Origin of the sequence: Virgibacillus sp. LDC1, assembly GCF_025792345.1 — a bacterium.
Lineage (GTDB): Bacteria > Bacillota > Bacilli > Paenibacillales > Paenibacillaceae > Paenibacillus_AQ > Paenibacillus_AQ lautus.
The window spans coordinates 790,429-808,763 of the sequence record NZ_JAOXLZ010000001.1; the positions used below are offsets into that span (position 1 = coordinate 790,429).

The following is an 18,335-nucleotide window of genomic DNA, read 5'->3' on the forward strand; positions in this document are numbered from 1 at the left end:
GTCCCATTTGCCACATGGCGGGGCGTCTTTTTTCCTATGTTCACCGTGGGCTGATGAAGGTTAATAGGATGGTATGACGTATTTTAATCCGCTACAGCGTTCGCACTAGGATGAAAACGGCTTAGGATATTACCCTTTTTCAAGCATGTTCAAAAAAGTCGGAAATCGTGGATGAAGCCTGATGGTTGAAGGGACTGACAATGTGATTATATCCCCTAGTATTAATGAGAATTTTCGATGATTTCATTATGAAACAAAGATAAGTTATACTATTTGCCCCCTTTAGGTCCTTTTGGCTCATTTATGACGGTTTTCCCTCTTTGCCGCGGGTTCAGGTCGATGATAAACTTCATAAATGCTACATAACCTGAACGAAAATAATCCAAAGGAGGATAAACATGAATGTTCTCAGGCAACTGCAGGGCTTCTTTTGGGAGAAACGAAGTTATCTTTTTCTTTCCATTCTGTGTCTGGCGATTGCAACCGCTTTAGGACTTGTCTATCCGCAGCTGTTGAAAGTGCTGATTGACGATGCAATCAAGCTGGAGAATTACGGCATCGTGCCGCAGCTCGCACTCACTGTGCTGGGTGTGGTAATTCTGAAAGCTTCAATGCAGTTTCTGCACGGTTTTTTTGGGGGGAGGCTAGGCAACTACCTGGCATACTCGTTACGAAACGCCTGCTATGAAAAATTGCAATTTCTATCGTTCCGCTATTATGACACGGCACGGACAGGGGATTTGATGTCGCGGCTTACCGGGGATTTGGAAGCAATCCGGATGTTTATCGGCTTCGGTTTTGCCCAACTTCTCAATTTAGTACTGATGATAACCTTTGGTTCCATCATGATGTTCACCATCAGCTGGCAATTAACGCTGGTTACTTTGGTAGCGATGCCATTCTTGGTTGTGGCAGCTCTGAAGTTCGAATCCAAGATCCATCCGGCTTTCCAGGAAATGCGTCTTGCGCTGAGCTCGCTGACAACCGCGGTTCAGGAGAATATTACGGGTGTTCGAACCGTAAAATCTTTTGCGCGTGAGCCTCACGAAGTGGAGAAGTTCTCCGAACGGAATGAGCGCTACAAAACCAACCAAATTTTTGCCTCTTCACTGTGGGCACGCTACTTCCCGATGATGGAACTATTCGCGAATATCAGTGTCGTCATTCTCCTTGCAGTCGGCGGTGCCATGGTTATCAAAGGTTCAATGACGGTTGGGGAGTTAGCAGCATTCTTTACCTTGATCTGGTACATAATCGGCCCTCTCTGGGGAATTGGTTTCCATATTAACAACTATACGCAGTCCAAGGCTTCCGGTGAACGTGTGTTGGAGCTGCTAAATCAGCCAATTGATGTGGAAGACCGCGAACGTGCTGTAGATTTGGTGCCAAGCGAAGTGAAAGGACACGTTGTATTTGACAACGTCACCTTTGCTTACGGCAATAAGATGGCCGCAGTTAAAGATATTAATTTGGATGCGCGTCCCGGCTCTGTTATCGGTTTGCTTGGCGGAACGGGCTCTGGTAAGTCCACTATAATACAGCTCTTGATGCATGCTTACAATGTCAACCAAGGCAGTATTAAATTAGACGGAGTCAACATTAATGACATTAAGGTGCGGAGTTTACGCAGCCAGATCGCCACGGTATTCCAAGAGACCTTCCTGTTCTCATCCAGTATACGAAATAACATTTCTTACGGGATGAAGAACGTCAGTATGGAAGAGATCATCCGGGTAGCCAAGCTGGCCAAGGCTCATGAATTCATCATGGAGATGAAGGATGGCTATGATACCATCGTTGGCGAACGGGGAATGGGACTGTCCGGCGGACAGAAGCAGCGGATCGCGATTGCCCGGGCTCTGTTGAAGGATCCGAAAATTCTGATCCTGGATGATGCCACCAGTGCAGTGGATATGGAAACCGAGCATGAAATTCAATCCGGCTTCCAGGAAGTCATGAACGGTAGAACGACGTTTATCATCGCTCACCGGATTTCCTCTTTACGTCATGCGGATGAAATTCTCGTTCTGGATGAGGGAAGAGTCGTGCAGCGCGGCAAGCATAATGATTTGATTGCAGTGCCAGGACCTTATCAGGATGTGTACAAAATACAATATGCGGACCTTATTGCGAAGCAAGCTCAAGCAGGAGGCACGCAAGGGCAGGTGCAAGCATGAACGCCAATGTAAATACTGAACCGCATCAAAAGCAAAAGATTCCGAGGCCGCGGAAGTCCTCGGAAGAACCCAATGAACGTTTTGTATACAAGGACGACGATGCGATTGAGAAACCGTTTAACTGGATGCAGCTGACACGGCTGATTTCGTATATGAAACCTTATGCCAAACAGATTCTCCCGCTAATCGGACTTATGATGGTCATCGGTACCATTACGAAGCTTGCCATACCGTTCTTGACCAGTTTGGCCATTGACCAGGCCATCGAACCGAAGAGTGGGAATCCCAGCCTGACCTTGCTGTATCAGATTACGATAGCCGTCCTGGCGATGTATATCATTCAATGGGTTGCCGGAATATTTCGTATCAAGTTTACGAATATCATCGGTCAGCGAGTGATATATGACCTTCGAGCGGATCTGTTCCAGCATATTCAGCGCTTGTCCTTTAATTTCTTCGACAAGCGTCCGGCTGGATCCGTGCTGGTCCGCGTTACGAATGATGTTAACTCCCTGCAAGATTTGTTTACTAACGGGGTTGTCAATCTGATCATCGACTGCGTGCAGCTAGTAGGTATTGTGGTCATCCTTCTCTTAATAAACTGGAAGCTTGGTCTTGCTGTTATTGTCACGGTACCGATCATGTTCTTCATCTCGACCAAACTCCGTGTACGCATCCGGCGTGCATGGCAGGATGTACGGATTCGGAACTCGCGGATTAACTCCCACTTGAATGAATCGATTCAAGGGATCCGCGTGACCCAAGCTTACACGCAAGAAGAAGAGAATATGAAATTCTTTGACAACATGAACATGGACAGCAAAAAGTCCTGGGATAAGGCGTCTGCCATGAACCAAGGATTTGGACCTCTTATCGAAATTACCGGTGGCTTCGGTTCATTGATCTTGTTCTGGCTTGGTGCCGTGTTGATCCAACAAGGCGAGCTCACCATCGGTCTGCTCATTGCCTTCACCCAATATGTAGGGAACTTCTGGGAGCCGATCAATCGGCTTGGCCAAATGTATAACCAATTGCTTGTCGCCATGGCTTCCTCTGAACGTATTTTTGAGTTTATTGACGAGAAGCCGAGCATTGATGATCAGCCTGGGGCGAAGAAATTGCCGACGATTAAAGGGGATATCAAGCTGGAGAATGTGGTGTTTGAATACGAAAAAGGACGCCAGGCTCTCAAAGGGATCAATCTGGACGTGAAGGCAGGCCAGTCGATTGCGCTTGTCGGTCATACCGGATCAGGCAAGAGTACCATCATTAATCTGCTCAGCCGATTCTATGATATTACCGAAGGTAAATTAACCATCGACGGATACGATATCCAATCGGTAACGGTTGAAAGTCTTCGAAATCAGATTGGCATCGTGCTGCAGGATACCTTTATATTCTCCGGTACAATTCGGGATAATATCCGGTTTGGCCGTCTGGATGCAACCAATGAGGAGATAGAGGATGTAGCGAAGGCGGTAGGCGCACATGATTTTATCGTCCAAATGCCGGGCGGCTACGATACCGAGGTTGAAGAACGCGGGAATATGCTGTCCATGGGTCAGCGGCAGCTGCTGTCCTTTGCCAGGGCGCTCCTTGCCGATCCGCGGATTCTGATTCTGGATGAAGCAACGGCGAGTATCGATACCGAGACGGAATTAAAAATTCAGGAAGCTCTTAAAGTGCTGCTTCAGGGTCGAACCTCCTTCATCGTGGCGCACCGTTTGTCAACGATCCGCCACGCCGATCATATCGTTGTGCTTGATCATGGCAAGATAATCGAAGAAGGAAATCACAGCCAGCTTATGCAGAAGCAGGGTACGTACCAAGGGTTGATTGAAGCACAATACCGATTTTTGTAAAAACGGCTTAACAAAGGTTTAACAAAACCGACACAAATGTAAAAAAAATGTCGCTTGATACTTGCAATCTTCTTCGTAAACTTACAAAATAGAAGTAGAGTTTACTCAGAATTCATAGAAGAAGGGAAGCATGAGGGTATAATGAGCATCGAAAGCGTATTATCTGCGCCTGCACTGCTGATTCGAAACTTTGAGAAGAATGATTTGGAAGCTGTCACATCCTTGATGCGCGAACTGAATTATCCGACCACGCTTAATGTGATGCGTGAACGGATGGAAGCCATGAACGACAATCCTTTATACGGCAATCTGATTGCTGAGGTTGATGGTGTTGTTGTTGGTATGATCATGCTTCGTCAAGTCAAATCCTTCACTATGACCGAACCGGTCACTCAAATTACTTCGGTTATTGTAACCTCAAGCTACCGCGGCCAAGGAATTGGCAAAAGATTGATTCGCGGTGCAGAGACATGGGGAAGACAGCATGGTAGCCACCTCTTGTTTCTCACAAGCGGCAACCGGGAAGAACTTGCTCCCGCACATGCATTTTATGAGCATATTGGATTTGAAAAGGCTGGATACCAGTTTAGTAAAAAGCTGTAGTCTTCGTCTTTTCATAAACCCATCCCAATTTTGGGGTGGGTTTTTTCTTGTTTCTCCCTAAAACTCGATGGGAAGACCACCGATATAAGAAGAGTTCTTCGCTTGAATAAGCATCGATCCCTACATCATGTCTGGGACTATAGACGACTTGGTTTCCGGTATATAGGTAGGAATTCAAGGACGCTTTTCCAACAATTGTAGGATTGCCGAAGGTATCAAATGTGTTACAATGTGTTCGTACGAGATTACAAAAATGTAACCATTGTTTGATCGTCCGGCACCCTAGAAATTCATCTTAGAAGGGCGGTCAAGCAAACTCCACAACTATGAGCATAGGAGATGAGCATTCATGAACAACCATTGGATAAAGAAAATCGCAGGCGGCAGCATTGCTGCTGTGCTGGCTGTCGGCATCATGCTGCCAACGACGGCGTCTGCTGCACCTGCTGAAAGCAATAATTATGTAAACTGGCAACAAAAGATCCAGAAATTCCTGGAGAGCCAAGGCTTGGAATCACAGTTTAAATGGGTGGTCGTTCAGAAGCCGCAAACGGAAAAACCTCAGGCGAACCAGCCTGCTGAAACTCCGCAAGCAAGCAAGCCGGAAACCAGCAAACCAGAAACCAGCAAACCAGAAACGACTCAACCAGAAACCAGCAAACCGGAAACAAGCAAGCCTGAGACCAGCGCTCCATCTACAACACCGTCTCAGCCTTCCGAGTCTGCGGGTACAACGGAACAATCGAACTTTGCTTCCGAGGTTGTAAAGTTGGTGAACAAAGAACGTGCGAATGCAGGCCTGAAGCCGCTTACGGTCCATGCTAAGCTGACAACCGTGGCACTCGATAAAGCGAAGGACATGAGCAATAACAATTATTTCAGCCACACTTCGCCAACGCATGGTTCTCCATTCGATATGATGAAAGCCTACGGTATTTCTTACGGCTATGCCGGTGAGAATATTGCTAAAGGGCAACGTACACCACAAGAAGTTATGAACTCCTGGATGAATAGTCAAGGTCATCGTGAAAATATCCTGTCTCCGAACTTCACCATGATCGGTGTTGGATACTACAACGGATATTGGGTTCAAGAATTCATCAGTGAATAAGCACTTATCTTGTTTCATATGAACAGGGCTGCCCCGGTCGCGCATCGAAAGACTGCGTTCGGGGCAGTCTTTTTTGCGTGTTTTGATTTGCAAATTTTTAATAGAAGTCTTAAGGTAATGTACATGAGGAATTTTGTAGGGGGAATGTCATGAAATCATCTGCATGGATATGGCGAATTACTGCCTCCGTGTCGGTTATTGTAACGATTGTGCTTATTCTTGGCTTTGTGTATGCATTTAAGGATATTAATGATCCGCAAGGACAGCCCTTGCTGACTGGTGGTGGTGGATCCGAGGCGTCCGAAGAAGAGACAGCGCCGGAAGAGCCGGAGAGTGCTCCGTCACATCCGATTTTGCCCAATGATTTAAATGTAACTGCGATTGGAGATTCACTGGCCAAGGGAACGGGGGACAATACCGGGAACGGTTTTGTCCGTCGAAGCGTGGATCAATTAAATGGCGATGGCCGAACAGCGAGCCTGCTGGCGAATCTGGCCATAAACGGAATGACGACCGAAGGACTCCTTCCCAAGCTGGACGACAAAGGAATACAGTATGCCTTGAAGCAAGCCAATGTCATTATGCTATCGATAGGAGGCAATGATATCTTTCAAGGCAGCGGGCTGATGGAAGGGGCGGCGGATTCCGATGAGTTAGAGCTCGAACCTGCTAAGCTGATGGGTGCATTGCCGCAAGCATCTGAACGCCTGCAGGCGATTCTGGAGAAGATTCGTGACATTAATCCGGATGCGAGAATCGTTTATATCGGTCTGTATCATCCTTTTTCCGATTTGGAAGACTTGCTCATACCCGGCAATATCGTGGTCTCTGCATGGAATCATGCGGTTATGGAGATCGTGAACCGGGATCCCAATATGACATTGGTCCCCACGTTCGATCTGTTTCAGCATAAGCTGGGCGAGTATCTGTCCTCGGACCATTTTCATCCGAACGGGGCAGGATATCAGGCTATAGCGGATCGAATTGTAGAGGGTATGCTGTAGGCATGATGAGGATGTCATATGGGGAGTTGGAATTTGATGAATGATCAAGCTCAAGAAATCGTACTATCTGTCCAGCATGTAAAAAAGAAAATCGGTCGAAAATGGATTATACATGATGTGTCGTTCGACGTGCGCGCAGGGGAAATTTTCGGGTTCTTGGGGCCGAACGGGGCAGGAAAGACGACCACAATCCGCATGCTTGTGGACCTGATTAAACCGTCCTCCGGCAGGATTGAGGTCTGCGGTTATGATGTGAACCGCCAGCAGGAGCAGGCGCTGCGTTATATTGGGTCCATCGTGGAGAATCCGGAAATGTATTCGTATATGACGGGATGGGAAAATCTTGAGCATTTTGCACGAATGCAGCCCGGCATTAACCAGCAGCGAATTCAGGAAGTTGTGGATACGGTAAGACTGGATCGAAGAATTCATGACAAGGTGAGTACATATTCACTGGGAATGCGGCAGCGGCTTGGAATAGCCCAGGCCCTGCTCGGCAGACCGAGGCTGCTCATTCTGGATGAGCCGACCAACGGTCTTGATCCGAAAGGGATCAAAGAGATGCGGCAGTTCATCCATCGATTAGCCGAAGAAGGATTGGCTGTTTTTGTCTCCAGCCATCTGCTGAGCGAAATTCAGCTGCTATGCGATCGCGTGGCGATCATCAGCAGCGGAAGAGTGCTTGCGGTTGGTGAGGTCGATGAATTGATTGCCGGCAGCAGTGATCATGTGATCTGGGATCTGAATCCCGCCGTGCAAGGGAAACGAATATTGCAAAAGCTGGATTATTGCCAAATCGTCGACCGCCCCGAGGAGGTGCTCGATGATAATTTGCTTGCAGGCATGTCTCCGGACGCTGTTGTGACCCGTATGAGCACGACTTACACGTCTAGAGCTGTGGAACGGCTGGTGGCCGCTGGTGTACAGGTCCGGGAGGTTCATCGGATCAATCCTACGCTGGAGCAGCTGTTCCTGCAGATGACGGAGGGTGAGAGCATTGAGTAACCTGTTGCCCCTGATCAAGAACGAGTGCATCAAAATTATCAAACGAAAGCGGTTCTATGTTGTCCTGCTGGTTCTTCTTGTTCTGGTTCCCATGTTTACCTATGCCCAGATGAAATCGGCTGAACGGAGCCGGGAGAAGTTCAATAGTGACTGGCGGCTTGAGCTTCAGCAGCGAATCACGGATAATGAGAATTCGCTTAGTAGTGATAGAGTACCGGATGAATGGAAACGATATAGGCAAATCTTTATTCAGCAAATGCAGTATTATTTGCAGCATGATGTGAATCCTAATCAACCAAACGGGGTTACGTTCACACGGGAGTTTTTGAATAATGCGATATCCCTGTTTATCCCGCTGCTCATTATGGCCATTGCTTCGGATATCGTCTCCGGCGAACGGACGACCGGTACCATCAAGATGCTGCTGACAAGGCCTGTGAAGCGATGGAAGGTGCTGCTGAGCAAACTGATCGCCCTGATCATGTTTACGTCTCTTATCGTAGTTTCCACCTTTGTCATTGCCTATCTGATCTCCGGTCTTGCTTTCGGATACAAGGGGTTTGACATACCAGTATTCACGGGATTTCAAATTGTTGGGTCTGATGTGGATATGTCCGGCGTTCATGCTGTTCCACAGTGGAAGTACTTGCTGATGCAGGGCGGCTTGGTGTGGTTTGTCGGCGTATGTGTCGGTATGCTGGCCTTTATGGTGTCCGTGCTGGTTCGAAGTACGGCGGCGAGCATTGTGATTATGATGGCCGCATTGATTGCCGGAAATATTCTGACGAATATGGCATCGGCATGGAGCAGCGCGAAATATTTGTTTATGGTAAACCTGAATTTGACCAACTATTTAGCCGGCAATTTACCGCCAATTGAGGGGATGACTTTGAATTTTTCCCTTGCCGTATTGGCCCTCTGGGCAATTTGTGCGGTTATTGTTTCATTCAGTGTCTTTACGAGAAGGGATATCTTGAATTAAAATGGACAAAGCATGAAACATTTGTTTGCATTTTTTAGGGAACAGCGTTCTTCTAAAATATTGAAATGTAGAAATAGAAATACACGAGATACGTGAATTTGAAGGAGGAGCATGAATGGTCGAACAGATCGATATGTTTGCAGAGTCATCGAAGAACGGCGGTAACAACCGTTCAGGATACGATGCTGACGACATTCAAGTGCTCGAAGGCCTCGTTGCGGTTCGCAAACGGCCAGGCATGTACATAGGGAGCACAAGCTCGTCAGGCTTGCATCATCTGGTATGGGAAATAGTGGACAACGCCGTAGACGAGCATTTGGCCAAGTACTGCTCGAGAATTGAAATTACATTGCATAAAGACGGGTCCGCGACGGTATACGATAACGGACGCGGTATTCCAACCGGAATGCACAAGACAGGCATCCCCACCCCGCAGGTTGTATTTACGATTTTGCATGCCGGCGGTAAATTCGGTGGTTCCGGATATAAGAAGTCCGGCGGTCTTCATGGCGTCGGAGCCTCGGTAACCAATGCGCTCTCCGAGTGGCTGGAGGTGGAAATTTACCGCGATGGTAAAATTCACCGCCAACGTTTTGAATATTGGCAGGACAAAAAAGGAAAAGAGCATGTCGGGGAACCGGTAACGGGCCTTGAGGTGCTTGGTAATACGAACAAAACAGGCACGAAGATTACGTTTAAACCGGATGCGCGCGTGTTTACCGCGGGAACGCATCTCAACTACGACACGCTTGCAGAGCGCTTACAGGAAATTGCCTTCCTGAACTCCGGACTCCGGATTGTTCTGAAAGACGAGCGCAGCGGCAACGGTGAAGAGTTTTTCTACGAAGGCGGCGCAAGCCAGTTTGTGCAGTTCCTGAATGAAGGCAAGGACGTGCTGCATGATGTGATCCATTTTTATGCGGAGAAGGATGATATCGAAGTCGAAATCGCCCTTCAGTATAATGCGGGATACACGGAAACGCTGGCTTCTTTCGTTAACTCCATCCCGACGCGCGGGGGCGGTACGCATGAGACGGGCTTTAAGACAGCGTATACCCGTGTCATGAATGATTATGCCCGTAAGAACAATCTCTTGAAGGAAAAGGACAAGAACCTGGAGGGGAATGATCTCCGGGAAGGCATGATGACCGTGATCAGCGTCAAGATGGCTGAGGTCGAATTTGTCGGCCAGACCAAGGACCAGCTGGGGAGCGCCTCTGCACGCAGTGCGGTTGACAGCATTGTCACCGAGAAGATGCAAATCTTCCTCGAGGAGAATCCACAGATCGCGCAAACGCTCTTGAAGAAGGCCATCCAGGCTTCCAAAGCCCGTGAAGCGGCCCGTAAAGCAAGGGATGAAATGCGCAGCGGCAAGAAACGCAGCGAGAGCTCCAATCTAGGCGGCAAGCTGACGCCGGCGCAGTCCAAGGATTTTTCGAGAACCGAATTGTTTATTGTCGAAGGAGACTCCGCCGGAGGCTCTGCGAAGCAGGGACGGGATTCGAAAATCCAGGCTATACTGCCTCTTAAAGGGAAACCGATGAATCCGGAAAAGTCGAAGCTGGCCGACATCCTGAAGAATGATGAATACCGAGCGATTGTATCTGCCATCGGAGCAGGAATCGGTACGGAGTTCACCGCCGGGGACAGCAATTATTCGAAAATCATTATCATGACGGATGCGGACACGGATGGCGCTCACATTCAGGTGCTGCTGCTTACGTTCTTCTACAGATACATGAAACCGTTAATTGATGAAGGCCGCGTCTATCTTGCACAGCCTCCACTGTATAAAATCGCCAGCAAATCCGGGAAGCTGGAAACCATACGGTATGCCTGGACGGATGAGCAGCTGGCTAATTATTTGAAGGAATTCAAGAACTTTGAGCTGCAACGCTACAAAGGTCTTGGCGAGATGAACCCGGAGCAATTATGGGAAACAACGATGAACCCGGAAACACGGACATTGCTGCAGGTACAAATCGATGATGCTGCCAAGGCGGAGCGTCGCGTGTCTACGCTGATGGGAGATAAAGTAGATCCCCGCAAGCGGTGGATCGTAGAAAATGTCAACTTCGCGGAGTTTGAGGAATAGAAGGTGAAGGAATGAGTTTATCGGAGCAATTTTTGCCGGCTTTTCTGGAAGAGGTCGTAGGTGATCGATTTGGCCGGTATTCCAAGTATATTATTCAGGACCGGGCGATCCCGGACGTCCGTGACGGCCTGAAGCCCGTTCAGCGCCGGATTCTGTATGCCATGTACGATTCGGGTAACACACCGGATAAACCATACCGGAAATCAGCCAAAACTGTCGGGGATGTTATGGGTAACTACCATCCGCACGGGGACTCATCGATTTATGAAGGTATGGTTCGGATGGCCCAGCCATGGAAGATGGGACATGTGCTCGTGGACGGCCACGGAAACTGGGGTTCACAGGATGATGATCCCGCAGCAGCGATGCGTTATACTGAGGCAAGGCTATCGCCGATTGCCATGGAATTGCTTCGGGATATCGAGAAGCGGACCGTGCTGTTTAAGGATAATTTTGATAACACGGCCAAGGAACCGGTTGTGCTGCCCTCACGGTACCCCAACCTGCTTGTGAACGGAGCTAGCGGAATTTCCGCAGGCTTCGCCACTGAAATTCCGCCTCACAATCTACGGGAAGTGATTGATGCTTGTATTGCCGTCATGCAGAAGCCGGAGATTGAGCTGGCCGAGATTATGACCTTTATCAAAGGTCCGGATTTCCCTACCAGCGGAATCATCATGGGCGGCGAAGGCATTTTGGATGCCTATCGTACAGGCAAAGGCCGCGTATATCTACGGTCGAAGACGGACATTGAATCGCTTCGCGGCGGCAAGCAGCAGATTGTCATCACGGAAATCCCTTACCAGGTCGTTAAGTCCCGGCTTGTTACCGCCATGGAGAACATACGGCTCGAGAAAAAAGTCGAAGGCATCGCCGAGGTTCGCGATGAGAGCGGACGGGAAGGACTTCGCATCGTCGTTGAGCTGAAGAAGGATGCCGACGCAAACGGGATTCTTGCTTATTTGTTCAAGAAAACCGATCTGCAAATTACGTACAACTTCAATATGGTTGCGATTGTGAATAAAACCCCTCAACAGCTGGGGCTTAAAGACATGTTATCCGCTTATATCGGGCATCAGCGTGAAGTCGTCACGCACCGGACGCAGTATGAGCTGGAGAAAGCAGAGGATCGGGCGCATGTATTGGAAGGCCTGGTTAAGGCTTTAAATATCCTGGACGAGGTTATTTCGGCGATCAAAGCGTCCAAGAATCGTCAGGATGCCCAGAACAATCTGCAATGGATGTTCGGTTTCACGGAGAGACAAGCCGATTCCATATTGACATTGCAATTATACCGCCTTACGAACCTTGAAATTCATTCCCTGCAAAAAGAGCTGGACGAGTTAACGAAGAAAATCGAGGGCTTGCGTGCGATACTGGACAGCGATAAGAAGCTGATTGCCGTCATTCGCAAAGAGCTGCTTGAAATTCGCGAGAAGTACGGTATCGACCGGCGTTCTGTCATTCAGGAAGAAGTGGAAGAGATCAAGGTGAATCTTGAAGTGCTGGTTAACGCAGAGGACGTGCTCGTAACGCTGTCTAATGAAGGCTACATCAAGCGTACCAGCATGTTATCCTTCACCCGAAGCGGCGGTGAGCTGGAAAGCTCCGGCGTTAAGGAAGGGGATTACATCACCCGTCTGTTTGAAGTCAATACGCTGGAGAATCTGCTCATATTCACGAGCCGTGGACAGTATTTCTTATTGCCGGTTCACCAAATTCCGGAATACAAATGGAAAGATGCCGGTACGGCTATCGTTAACGTGATTCAGGTGCCGAAAGAGGATCACATCGTATCGGTCATTCCGGTTTCGAATTTTGAAGAAGAGGGCAAATCACTTGTGTTCGTCAGCCGCAAAGGTCAAGTGAAGCGTACAGAGCTCAAGGAGTATGTAACCAAGCGAACTGGCGCCGTTGCGGCCGCCAAGGTTGCTCCGGAAGACAGTATTATCCAGGTCGTCGTAAGTGATAGCAATAAAGATATTGTGCTGATCTCGAAAGAAGGGATGAGCATCCGGTTTAATGAGCAGGAAGTCAACGCCATGGGACGCGTTTCCGGCGGAGTCCGGGGAATCCAACTCCGTGACGGGGATGAAGTCGTTGCAGCGTTATGGGTGGAGAACGATGAGGGTGAAATTTTGACCATCACGGATCTTGGTTATGGTAAGCGCAGCTTGCTGTTGGATTACCAGACGCAAAGCCGCGGCGGAAAAGGAATAGCTACGTTTGAGTTTAAGGAAGGCAAGCGGGTGAAGCCGAACGGCAGCGCCATTGTCGGTGCTTTCTATTGCCGTGAACCGCTGCAGATTATGGCGTACAGCGAAGACGGGCAAGCTTATCCGATTCATACGGAGAAAGTACCGATCGCGGAACGTAAATCGATAGGCAAACTGCTTGCGGATGTTGGCAAGCAAGGACAGATTGTTGATTTGGTAAGTATTCCGCATGCAGAGTTAGGCAAAGAAAGTTAAACAAGGATGTAGGTACTTCCTTTGTTTAGCAAGAAATGTTCGAAGTACAGGTGAGATAGATGGACGAAAAAGCACCTTCGATGATATTTGTCGAGGTGCTTTTGCTATATTTTGCGTTTGCACAACATTAGAGCTTTTGTTTATACTATTTGACATATGTCCGGCTATGTCGAAGCAAGGTGAACCTTGAAAAACGCCGTCATATAAGGGTTGACGGGTTTTGTCGCTTGATTGGAAATTATATTTTTTAACGAAAAAAGAAGGATATTGGGAGCTCGCCCGCGAAAAGTTAATCCTATAAACTATTATGGAATCATGACTTGGATTCAAACGAAATCCATTCAACGAAGTACAGTGCAACATCCACGGATGGTATCCGAGGTTTGATCATGACAGACATAATTGAAGGGACGGGATAAAACATGCATACTGCCGAATTCGCCAAGGTGTGGTCCAAGCTGGCCAAGGATTATAAGCTCCATATGGAAGCCGGATTAGCACCGACATTGACGGAATCGCAACTGATGGTGCTGGAGGTGCTGGCTGAACAGAAGCGAATGAAACCTTCCGATTTCATTCCTTACCTGGCCACAAGTCCGGCAGCCGTAACCATGCTATTGGACCGGATGGAGAAGAATGGACTGATCAAACGGGAACGTGACGCAAATGACAGACGGATCGTCTGGGTAACGATATCCTATAAAGGACGTGAGGAGTATACACGCGGATTACAGGTTAGGGATGAGTACCTTTCCCAGATTTTGAACCGCATATCCTCGCATAATCAACAGCTGCTTGTCTATCTGTTAGGAAAGATTAATACAGCTCCAAAGGAAGCTCTGGTTGAGGTCTAAGTTCTGAAGCAAACGTTGTAAACGTAGAGAGCCCCCAGGGCGGCTGCATACGGCAGCTCACCCTAGGGGCTGTTACATATCTTCATACGCATGAAACATCATGGTCAATCCATGATTTCGAACTTTTTACAAGACGTCATGAAATTATGACTTAAGCAACCATAAAGCCGGGACGTTGGAGGGTTCCCAACCAGGCAGGGACGTGTGGGCTTGGCGGCACTCATAGGTGTTGCCTCCATATGTGACTAAAGCTCCCTGCTGGTATGAAGTGTTAGGTGCCCAGGCCGGAGTTTCCGGTGTGGAGCCGTCCGTCGTGGTGACCTGCAGCTGATTGCTTGCAGGAGAGACGTTGCCAGCCGCATCACGAGCTTTCACGGTGAAGTTATAAGATGTGTTTGGCGTCAACCCGCTGACCGTATAGGAAAGCGTGCTGCCGGATACCGTGGTCACCAGCGTTGTGCCCCGATATACTTCATAACCGGTGACCCCGACGTTATCCGTGGCATTGTTCCAGGCTAGTGATACGCTGGTCGATGTAGAACCTACAGATCGTAAATTGGCAGGAGCCGTCGGGGCTTGAGTGTCCGGGACGGGATTCGATGTGGCAATAGTTAACGGACTGCTCGCTGGTGAAACGTTGCCTGCTCCATCACGTGCTTTTACCGTAAAGGTATAGGAGGTTGCCGCTTGCAGACCGGTTACAGTGTGGCTTAAGGTTGATCCGGATACGGTGGTTACGAGATTGGACCCTTGATAGATTTCATAGCCGGTTACTCCTACGTTATCCGTGGAAGCGTTCCATGAGAGCGTTATGCTGCTGCTGGTGACGCCTGTGGATCTCAAGTTACCCGGTACGGTTGGAGCTTGCGTGTCTTGATTCCCGCTGCCGTTATTCAGGTTCACGTCGATTACGTTATAGAAGGCGTTGCCTGTATCGGCGATTTCCCATACGGCGAGGATCAGATAGTAGCCGGTACGGTCGGTAGGTACGTTACAAGTGTGGGTTACGGTGTTCGGCGGTTGTTTACCACCGTCATTGAAGGAGCAGAACAATTCGAGATCTGCGCGTGCGAGGGGTTTGCTGGAATCCCAGCCTTTTTTCGTAATATAATATTTCCAATCGGATGTGGCGTGAGCAGCGGTCAGCACCCACTTAAACGTATTCGGTCCGCCGTTCATGTTCACTTTACTCCAGCGGGTAGGTGATTGTTCATTGAGCTCGTGAAAAATTCCAGCACCAGCAATCTGACCATCCGCCGGTCCACCGATCGGGAAGTTTCCTTTTCCCTCCAGGGAATGCGGTTCATATATGATTCTGCCGCAGTTGGTGTTCTCTCCGAGCTTACACTTATAACCACGACTGGCTGGTGATTCGACATAACCATGAGCGGAGACGCTGCTTGCTGTGATGATCATGATGGTGAAGAACAACAGTGTGCTTCCTAAAAAAATCCACAGCGGTTTCAAATGCAAGCGGTGATTTGTTTGACATCGAACTTGGTCCATAACAAATTCCTCCTTGAATATTTAATTTGAAATTCAGCGGACACTTGTTGCTGATCAAACCTCCCTGAACTGTGAGTTTCCTTGCTTCGTTAAACATCATGAACAACCGAGCCGACAGTGTTACCATTCATGAACAGCTTTGATCATCCTCCTCCTTGGCAGCCGTTGGTTTATATAAACTCAAAACTAGAGTTTATACCATGATTGTACAAATCATCTAAAAAATGTTAAATTAATCTAGTTACTATTTTTCGGCATTCTTTGATAAAAGTAAAGGGATAATATATTATCGAAGAGGGATAAAATATTACAATATTTGCCACTGTGAAAGAGGCATATAAAAAACGAAATCCAAGATTGGATTTCGTTTTTTTGAGTTCTATTGATAGGATCGTAGTGTGGACTCCAGCTTGTCCATGGAGAAGAGGCTCCAGGGATAGACTGAGGGCGGCATGGAACGAATGGAGATCTCCTCTTTGGTAACGGGGTGCGGAAATCCGACCAATACGGACCATAAGGCAATCTGCTGGCCGGCTTTGTTCACCTTGCTTCCATACTTCTGATCTCCGAACAGCGGATGTCCCGCATGGCTGAGCTGTACGCGGATTTGGTGCGGCCTGCCCGTGTGCAGCTCGATCAGGACGAGGCTGAAGCCTTCCGCCGTTTGGAGCACGGTGTAATCCAGAATGGCCTCCTTGGCCCCGTCCGCACCTTTAGAGGTGACATGGACAGTATTGGTTTTTACATCCTTATACAGCATATTCACGAGCCGACCCGAAGTTTTCGAAGGAATCCCGTGAACGACCGCTACATACTGCTTGCGGAAGCTGCGACTGCGGACGGCTTCCGATAATCGGGAAGCGGCTTTGGAGGTCTTGGCAAAGACCATCGCTCCACCAACCGGACGGTCCAGACGGTGCACCAATCCCAAAAATACATTGCCCGGTTTATTGTAGCGCTCCTTGATGTCCTGTTTCAGAATGGTCAGCATGTCGGGATCGCCGGTAGCATCCTCCTGGGAGGGGATGTTTACCGGCTTGGTTACACCTAACACATGATTATCCTCGAAAAGAATCGGCACAACCGGATATGCTGCAGGTTCCCGCTTGCTCATCGAATCAGGACTCCCATCGACCCAGGATGCCGCATGGCAGGTTCATGCCGGAGCGGGTAATCGGCAATCCGATTTCTCCCGCACTGATGGTGCCGCCGTATTTCGGCTTCATGGTCATGGTCAGCATGTTATTCAGAACAGTAGGAGAGATGCCGGTTGTATAGGAGTTAATCAGCATGAACAGCGGATGATCCGATACGATGCTCATGCAGCTTTCGAGGAATGGGTACAAGCTCTGTTCAAGCTTCCACGTTTCTCCACTTGGTCCGCGGCCATAAGATGGAGGGTCCATAATGATCGCATCGTATTTGTTCCCCCGACGCTGTTCCCGTTGCACGAATTTAAACACATCATCCGTGATATAACGGATAGGACGGTCGGCGAGGCCGGACAATGCCGCGTTTTCCTTGGCCCATTGAACCATCCCCTTCGCAGCATCCACATGGACAACCTGAGCTCCGGCCGAGGCGGCCGCGACGGTTGCTCCACCGGTATAGGCGAATAGGTTCAGCACGCTGACCGGACGTCCGGCTGAAGCGATCTTATCCATCATCCAGCGCCAGTTGGCTGCCTGCTCCGGAAACAAGCCGGTATGTTTAAAATTGGTTGGTCGAATATGAAATTTCAATTGGTCGTATGAGATGGTCCACCGGTCCGGAAGCTGCTTTTTCATGTCCCATTGCCCGCCGCCGGACGAGCTGCGGTGATAGTGTCCGTGAACACTGCGCCACTGTCCATCTTCACGTTCAATCGGCCATATGATCTGCGGATCCGGACGTCTGAGAATCACGTCGCCCCAGCGTTCCAGCTTTTCTCCGCCTCCGGTATCGATGACCTCGTAATCTTGCCAATCCTGAGCTACATACATGTTGAAAACCATCCTTCAAATAGTCATTTAGATTTTATTGTACAACATATCAGAAGCTGAATGCCACCAAGGATTGCCCGGCTTGATCAAAGCTATTCGGATGATATAGACTTTGAAGCTCGGCGACTTACCCCAAATCTTCGAATGCGGAGTGGAAACGGAATTCGCCATGCAGGTGATCGAGTGCGCCCTGCTGAAGCTCGGCAACCATGAACACTTCATCGGAAACAGTAAATTGGGTTATATCGATCCCAAAGGTTCTGGCCTGCACAAAACCGTAACGGGGATAATACGCCGGATGGCCGAATAGAAAAACAAGGGGATAGCCGTGCGTGAGACACCGCCGTTTGCCTTCTTCAATCAATTTTCCGCCGATCCCTTGTCGTTGATAATCCGGAAGCACGGCCAGCGGCCCCAGTGCAGCCACGTGATGGCTATGAATCCCGTCAAAAAGGCTGGCTCGGCTGAACATAATATGGCCCTTGATGATCCCATCTTCTTCCGCTATGATTGACAATTCCCGTTGAAAGGCTTTGTCTTCCCGCAGCCGCTGTACCAGAATCGCTTCTTCCTGTCCGGGAAAAGCACGTATGAGAAGGTCCTGGACCTTCTCATAATCGTTCTTGGTTTCTGTGCGTAATTTCATCGTGATCTCTCCTTCGCAAATCCTTAGGATTCTTTTT

Annotated in this window: 14 protein-coding genes; 10 read left to right on the top strand and 4 right to left on the bottom strand. The window is 48.8% G+C overall.

Going from position 1 to position 18,335, the window contains the following annotated elements:
• The first annotated feature begins 398 nt into the window (after positions 1-398).
• The 10 genes from OHJ21_RS03765 (at position 399) to OHJ21_RS03810 (ending at position 14,164) form a co-directional block, all read left to right on the top strand.
• Positions 399-2,177, top strand: a complete 1,779-nt coding sequence (locus OHJ21_RS03765) for an ABC transporter ATP-binding protein (protein WP_100536378.1) — start codon at positions 399-401, stop codon at positions 2,175-2,177.
• Complete coding sequence (locus tag OHJ21_RS03770; protein ID WP_486019314.1) at positions 2,174-4,039, top strand: ABC transporter ATP-binding protein; 1,866 nt, start codon at positions 2,174-2,176, stop codon at positions 4,037-4,039. Before OHJ21_RS03765 ends, OHJ21_RS03770 begins: the two co-directional genes overlap by 4 nt.
• 141 nt (positions 4,040-4,180) lie before the next feature.
• Complete coding sequence (locus OHJ21_RS03775) at positions 4,181-4,642, top strand: GNAT family N-acetyltransferase (RefSeq protein ID WP_071218337.1); 462 nt, start codon at positions 4,181-4,183, stop codon at positions 4,640-4,642.
• A 349-nt stretch (positions 4,643-4,991) separates the two neighbouring features.
• Complete coding sequence (locus OHJ21_RS03780; protein ID WP_100536380.1) at positions 4,992-5,753, top strand: CAP domain-containing protein; 762 nt, start codon at positions 4,992-4,994, stop codon at positions 5,751-5,753.
• A 149-nt stretch (positions 5,754-5,902) separates the two neighbouring features.
• Complete coding sequence (locus tag OHJ21_RS03785; RefSeq protein WP_486019315.1) at positions 5,903-6,757, top strand: GDSL-type esterase/lipase family protein; 855 nt, start codon at positions 5,903-5,905, stop codon at positions 6,755-6,757.
• A gap of 36 nt (positions 6,758-6,793) precedes the next feature.
• Positions 6,794-7,762, top strand: coding sequence for an ABC transporter ATP-binding protein (locus OHJ21_RS03790; protein WP_100539316.1), 969 nt, complete (start codon positions 6,794-6,796; stop codon positions 7,760-7,762).
• Positions 7,755-8,744: an ABC transporter permease gene (locus tag OHJ21_RS03795; protein ID WP_098743120.1), complete on the top strand. Its 990-nt coding sequence runs from the start codon at positions 7,755-7,757 to the stop codon at positions 8,742-8,744. The genes OHJ21_RS03790 and OHJ21_RS03795 overlap by 8 nt, the downstream gene beginning before the upstream one ends.
• Before the next feature lie 115 nt (positions 8,745-8,859).
• Positions 8,860-10,839 carry a DNA topoisomerase IV subunit B gene (gene parE, locus OHJ21_RS03800; RefSeq protein ID WP_100536382.1) on the top strand — a complete coding sequence of 660 codons (1,980 nt, stop codon included), beginning with the start codon at positions 8,860-8,862 and terminating at the stop codon, positions 10,837-10,839.
• 11 nt (positions 10,840-10,850) lie between these two features.
• Positions 10,851-13,310 (top strand): DNA gyrase subunit A, encoded by a 2,460-nt coding sequence (gene gyrA, locus OHJ21_RS03805; RefSeq protein ID WP_394056779.1) that lies wholly within the window; start codon positions 10,851-10,853, stop codon positions 13,308-13,310.
• 422 nt (positions 13,311-13,732) lie between these two features.
• Positions 13,733-14,164, top strand: a complete 432-nt coding sequence (locus OHJ21_RS03810; RefSeq protein WP_100536384.1) for a MarR family transcriptional regulator — start codon at positions 13,733-13,735, stop codon at positions 14,162-14,164.
• Positions 14,165-14,308: 144 nt separating this feature from the next.
• Here the strand turns inward: OHJ21_RS03810 and OHJ21_RS03815 are convergent, their stop codons facing one another.
• From OHJ21_RS03815 to OHJ21_RS03830, 4 genes are all read right to left on the bottom strand, one after another.
• Positions 14,309-15,670 carry a lytic polysaccharide monooxygenase gene (locus tag OHJ21_RS03815; protein WP_486019316.1) on the bottom strand — a complete coding sequence of 454 codons (1,362 nt, stop codon included), beginning with the start codon at positions 15,668-15,670 and terminating at the stop codon, positions 14,309-14,311.
• A gap of 379 nt (positions 15,671-16,049) precedes the next feature.
• The gene (locus OHJ21_RS03820; protein ID WP_100536386.1) at positions 16,050-16,784 is read right to left on the bottom strand and encodes an RluA family pseudouridine synthase; all 735 of its coding nucleotides are present in this window, start codon (positions 16,782-16,784) and stop codon (positions 16,050-16,052) included.
• Positions 16,785-16,788: 4 nt separating this feature from the next.
• Positions 16,789-17,652 carry a class I SAM-dependent methyltransferase gene (locus OHJ21_RS03825; protein ID WP_100536387.1) on the bottom strand — a complete coding sequence of 288 codons (864 nt, stop codon included), beginning with the start codon at positions 17,650-17,652 and terminating at the stop codon, positions 16,789-16,791.
• A 127-nt stretch (positions 17,653-17,779) separates the two neighbouring features.
• The gene (locus tag OHJ21_RS03830; RefSeq protein ID WP_326118013.1) at positions 17,780-18,298 is read right to left on the bottom strand and encodes a GNAT family N-acetyltransferase; all 519 of its coding nucleotides are present in this window, start codon (positions 18,296-18,298) and stop codon (positions 17,780-17,782) included.
• Positions 18,299-18,335 lie beyond the last annotated feature (37 nt).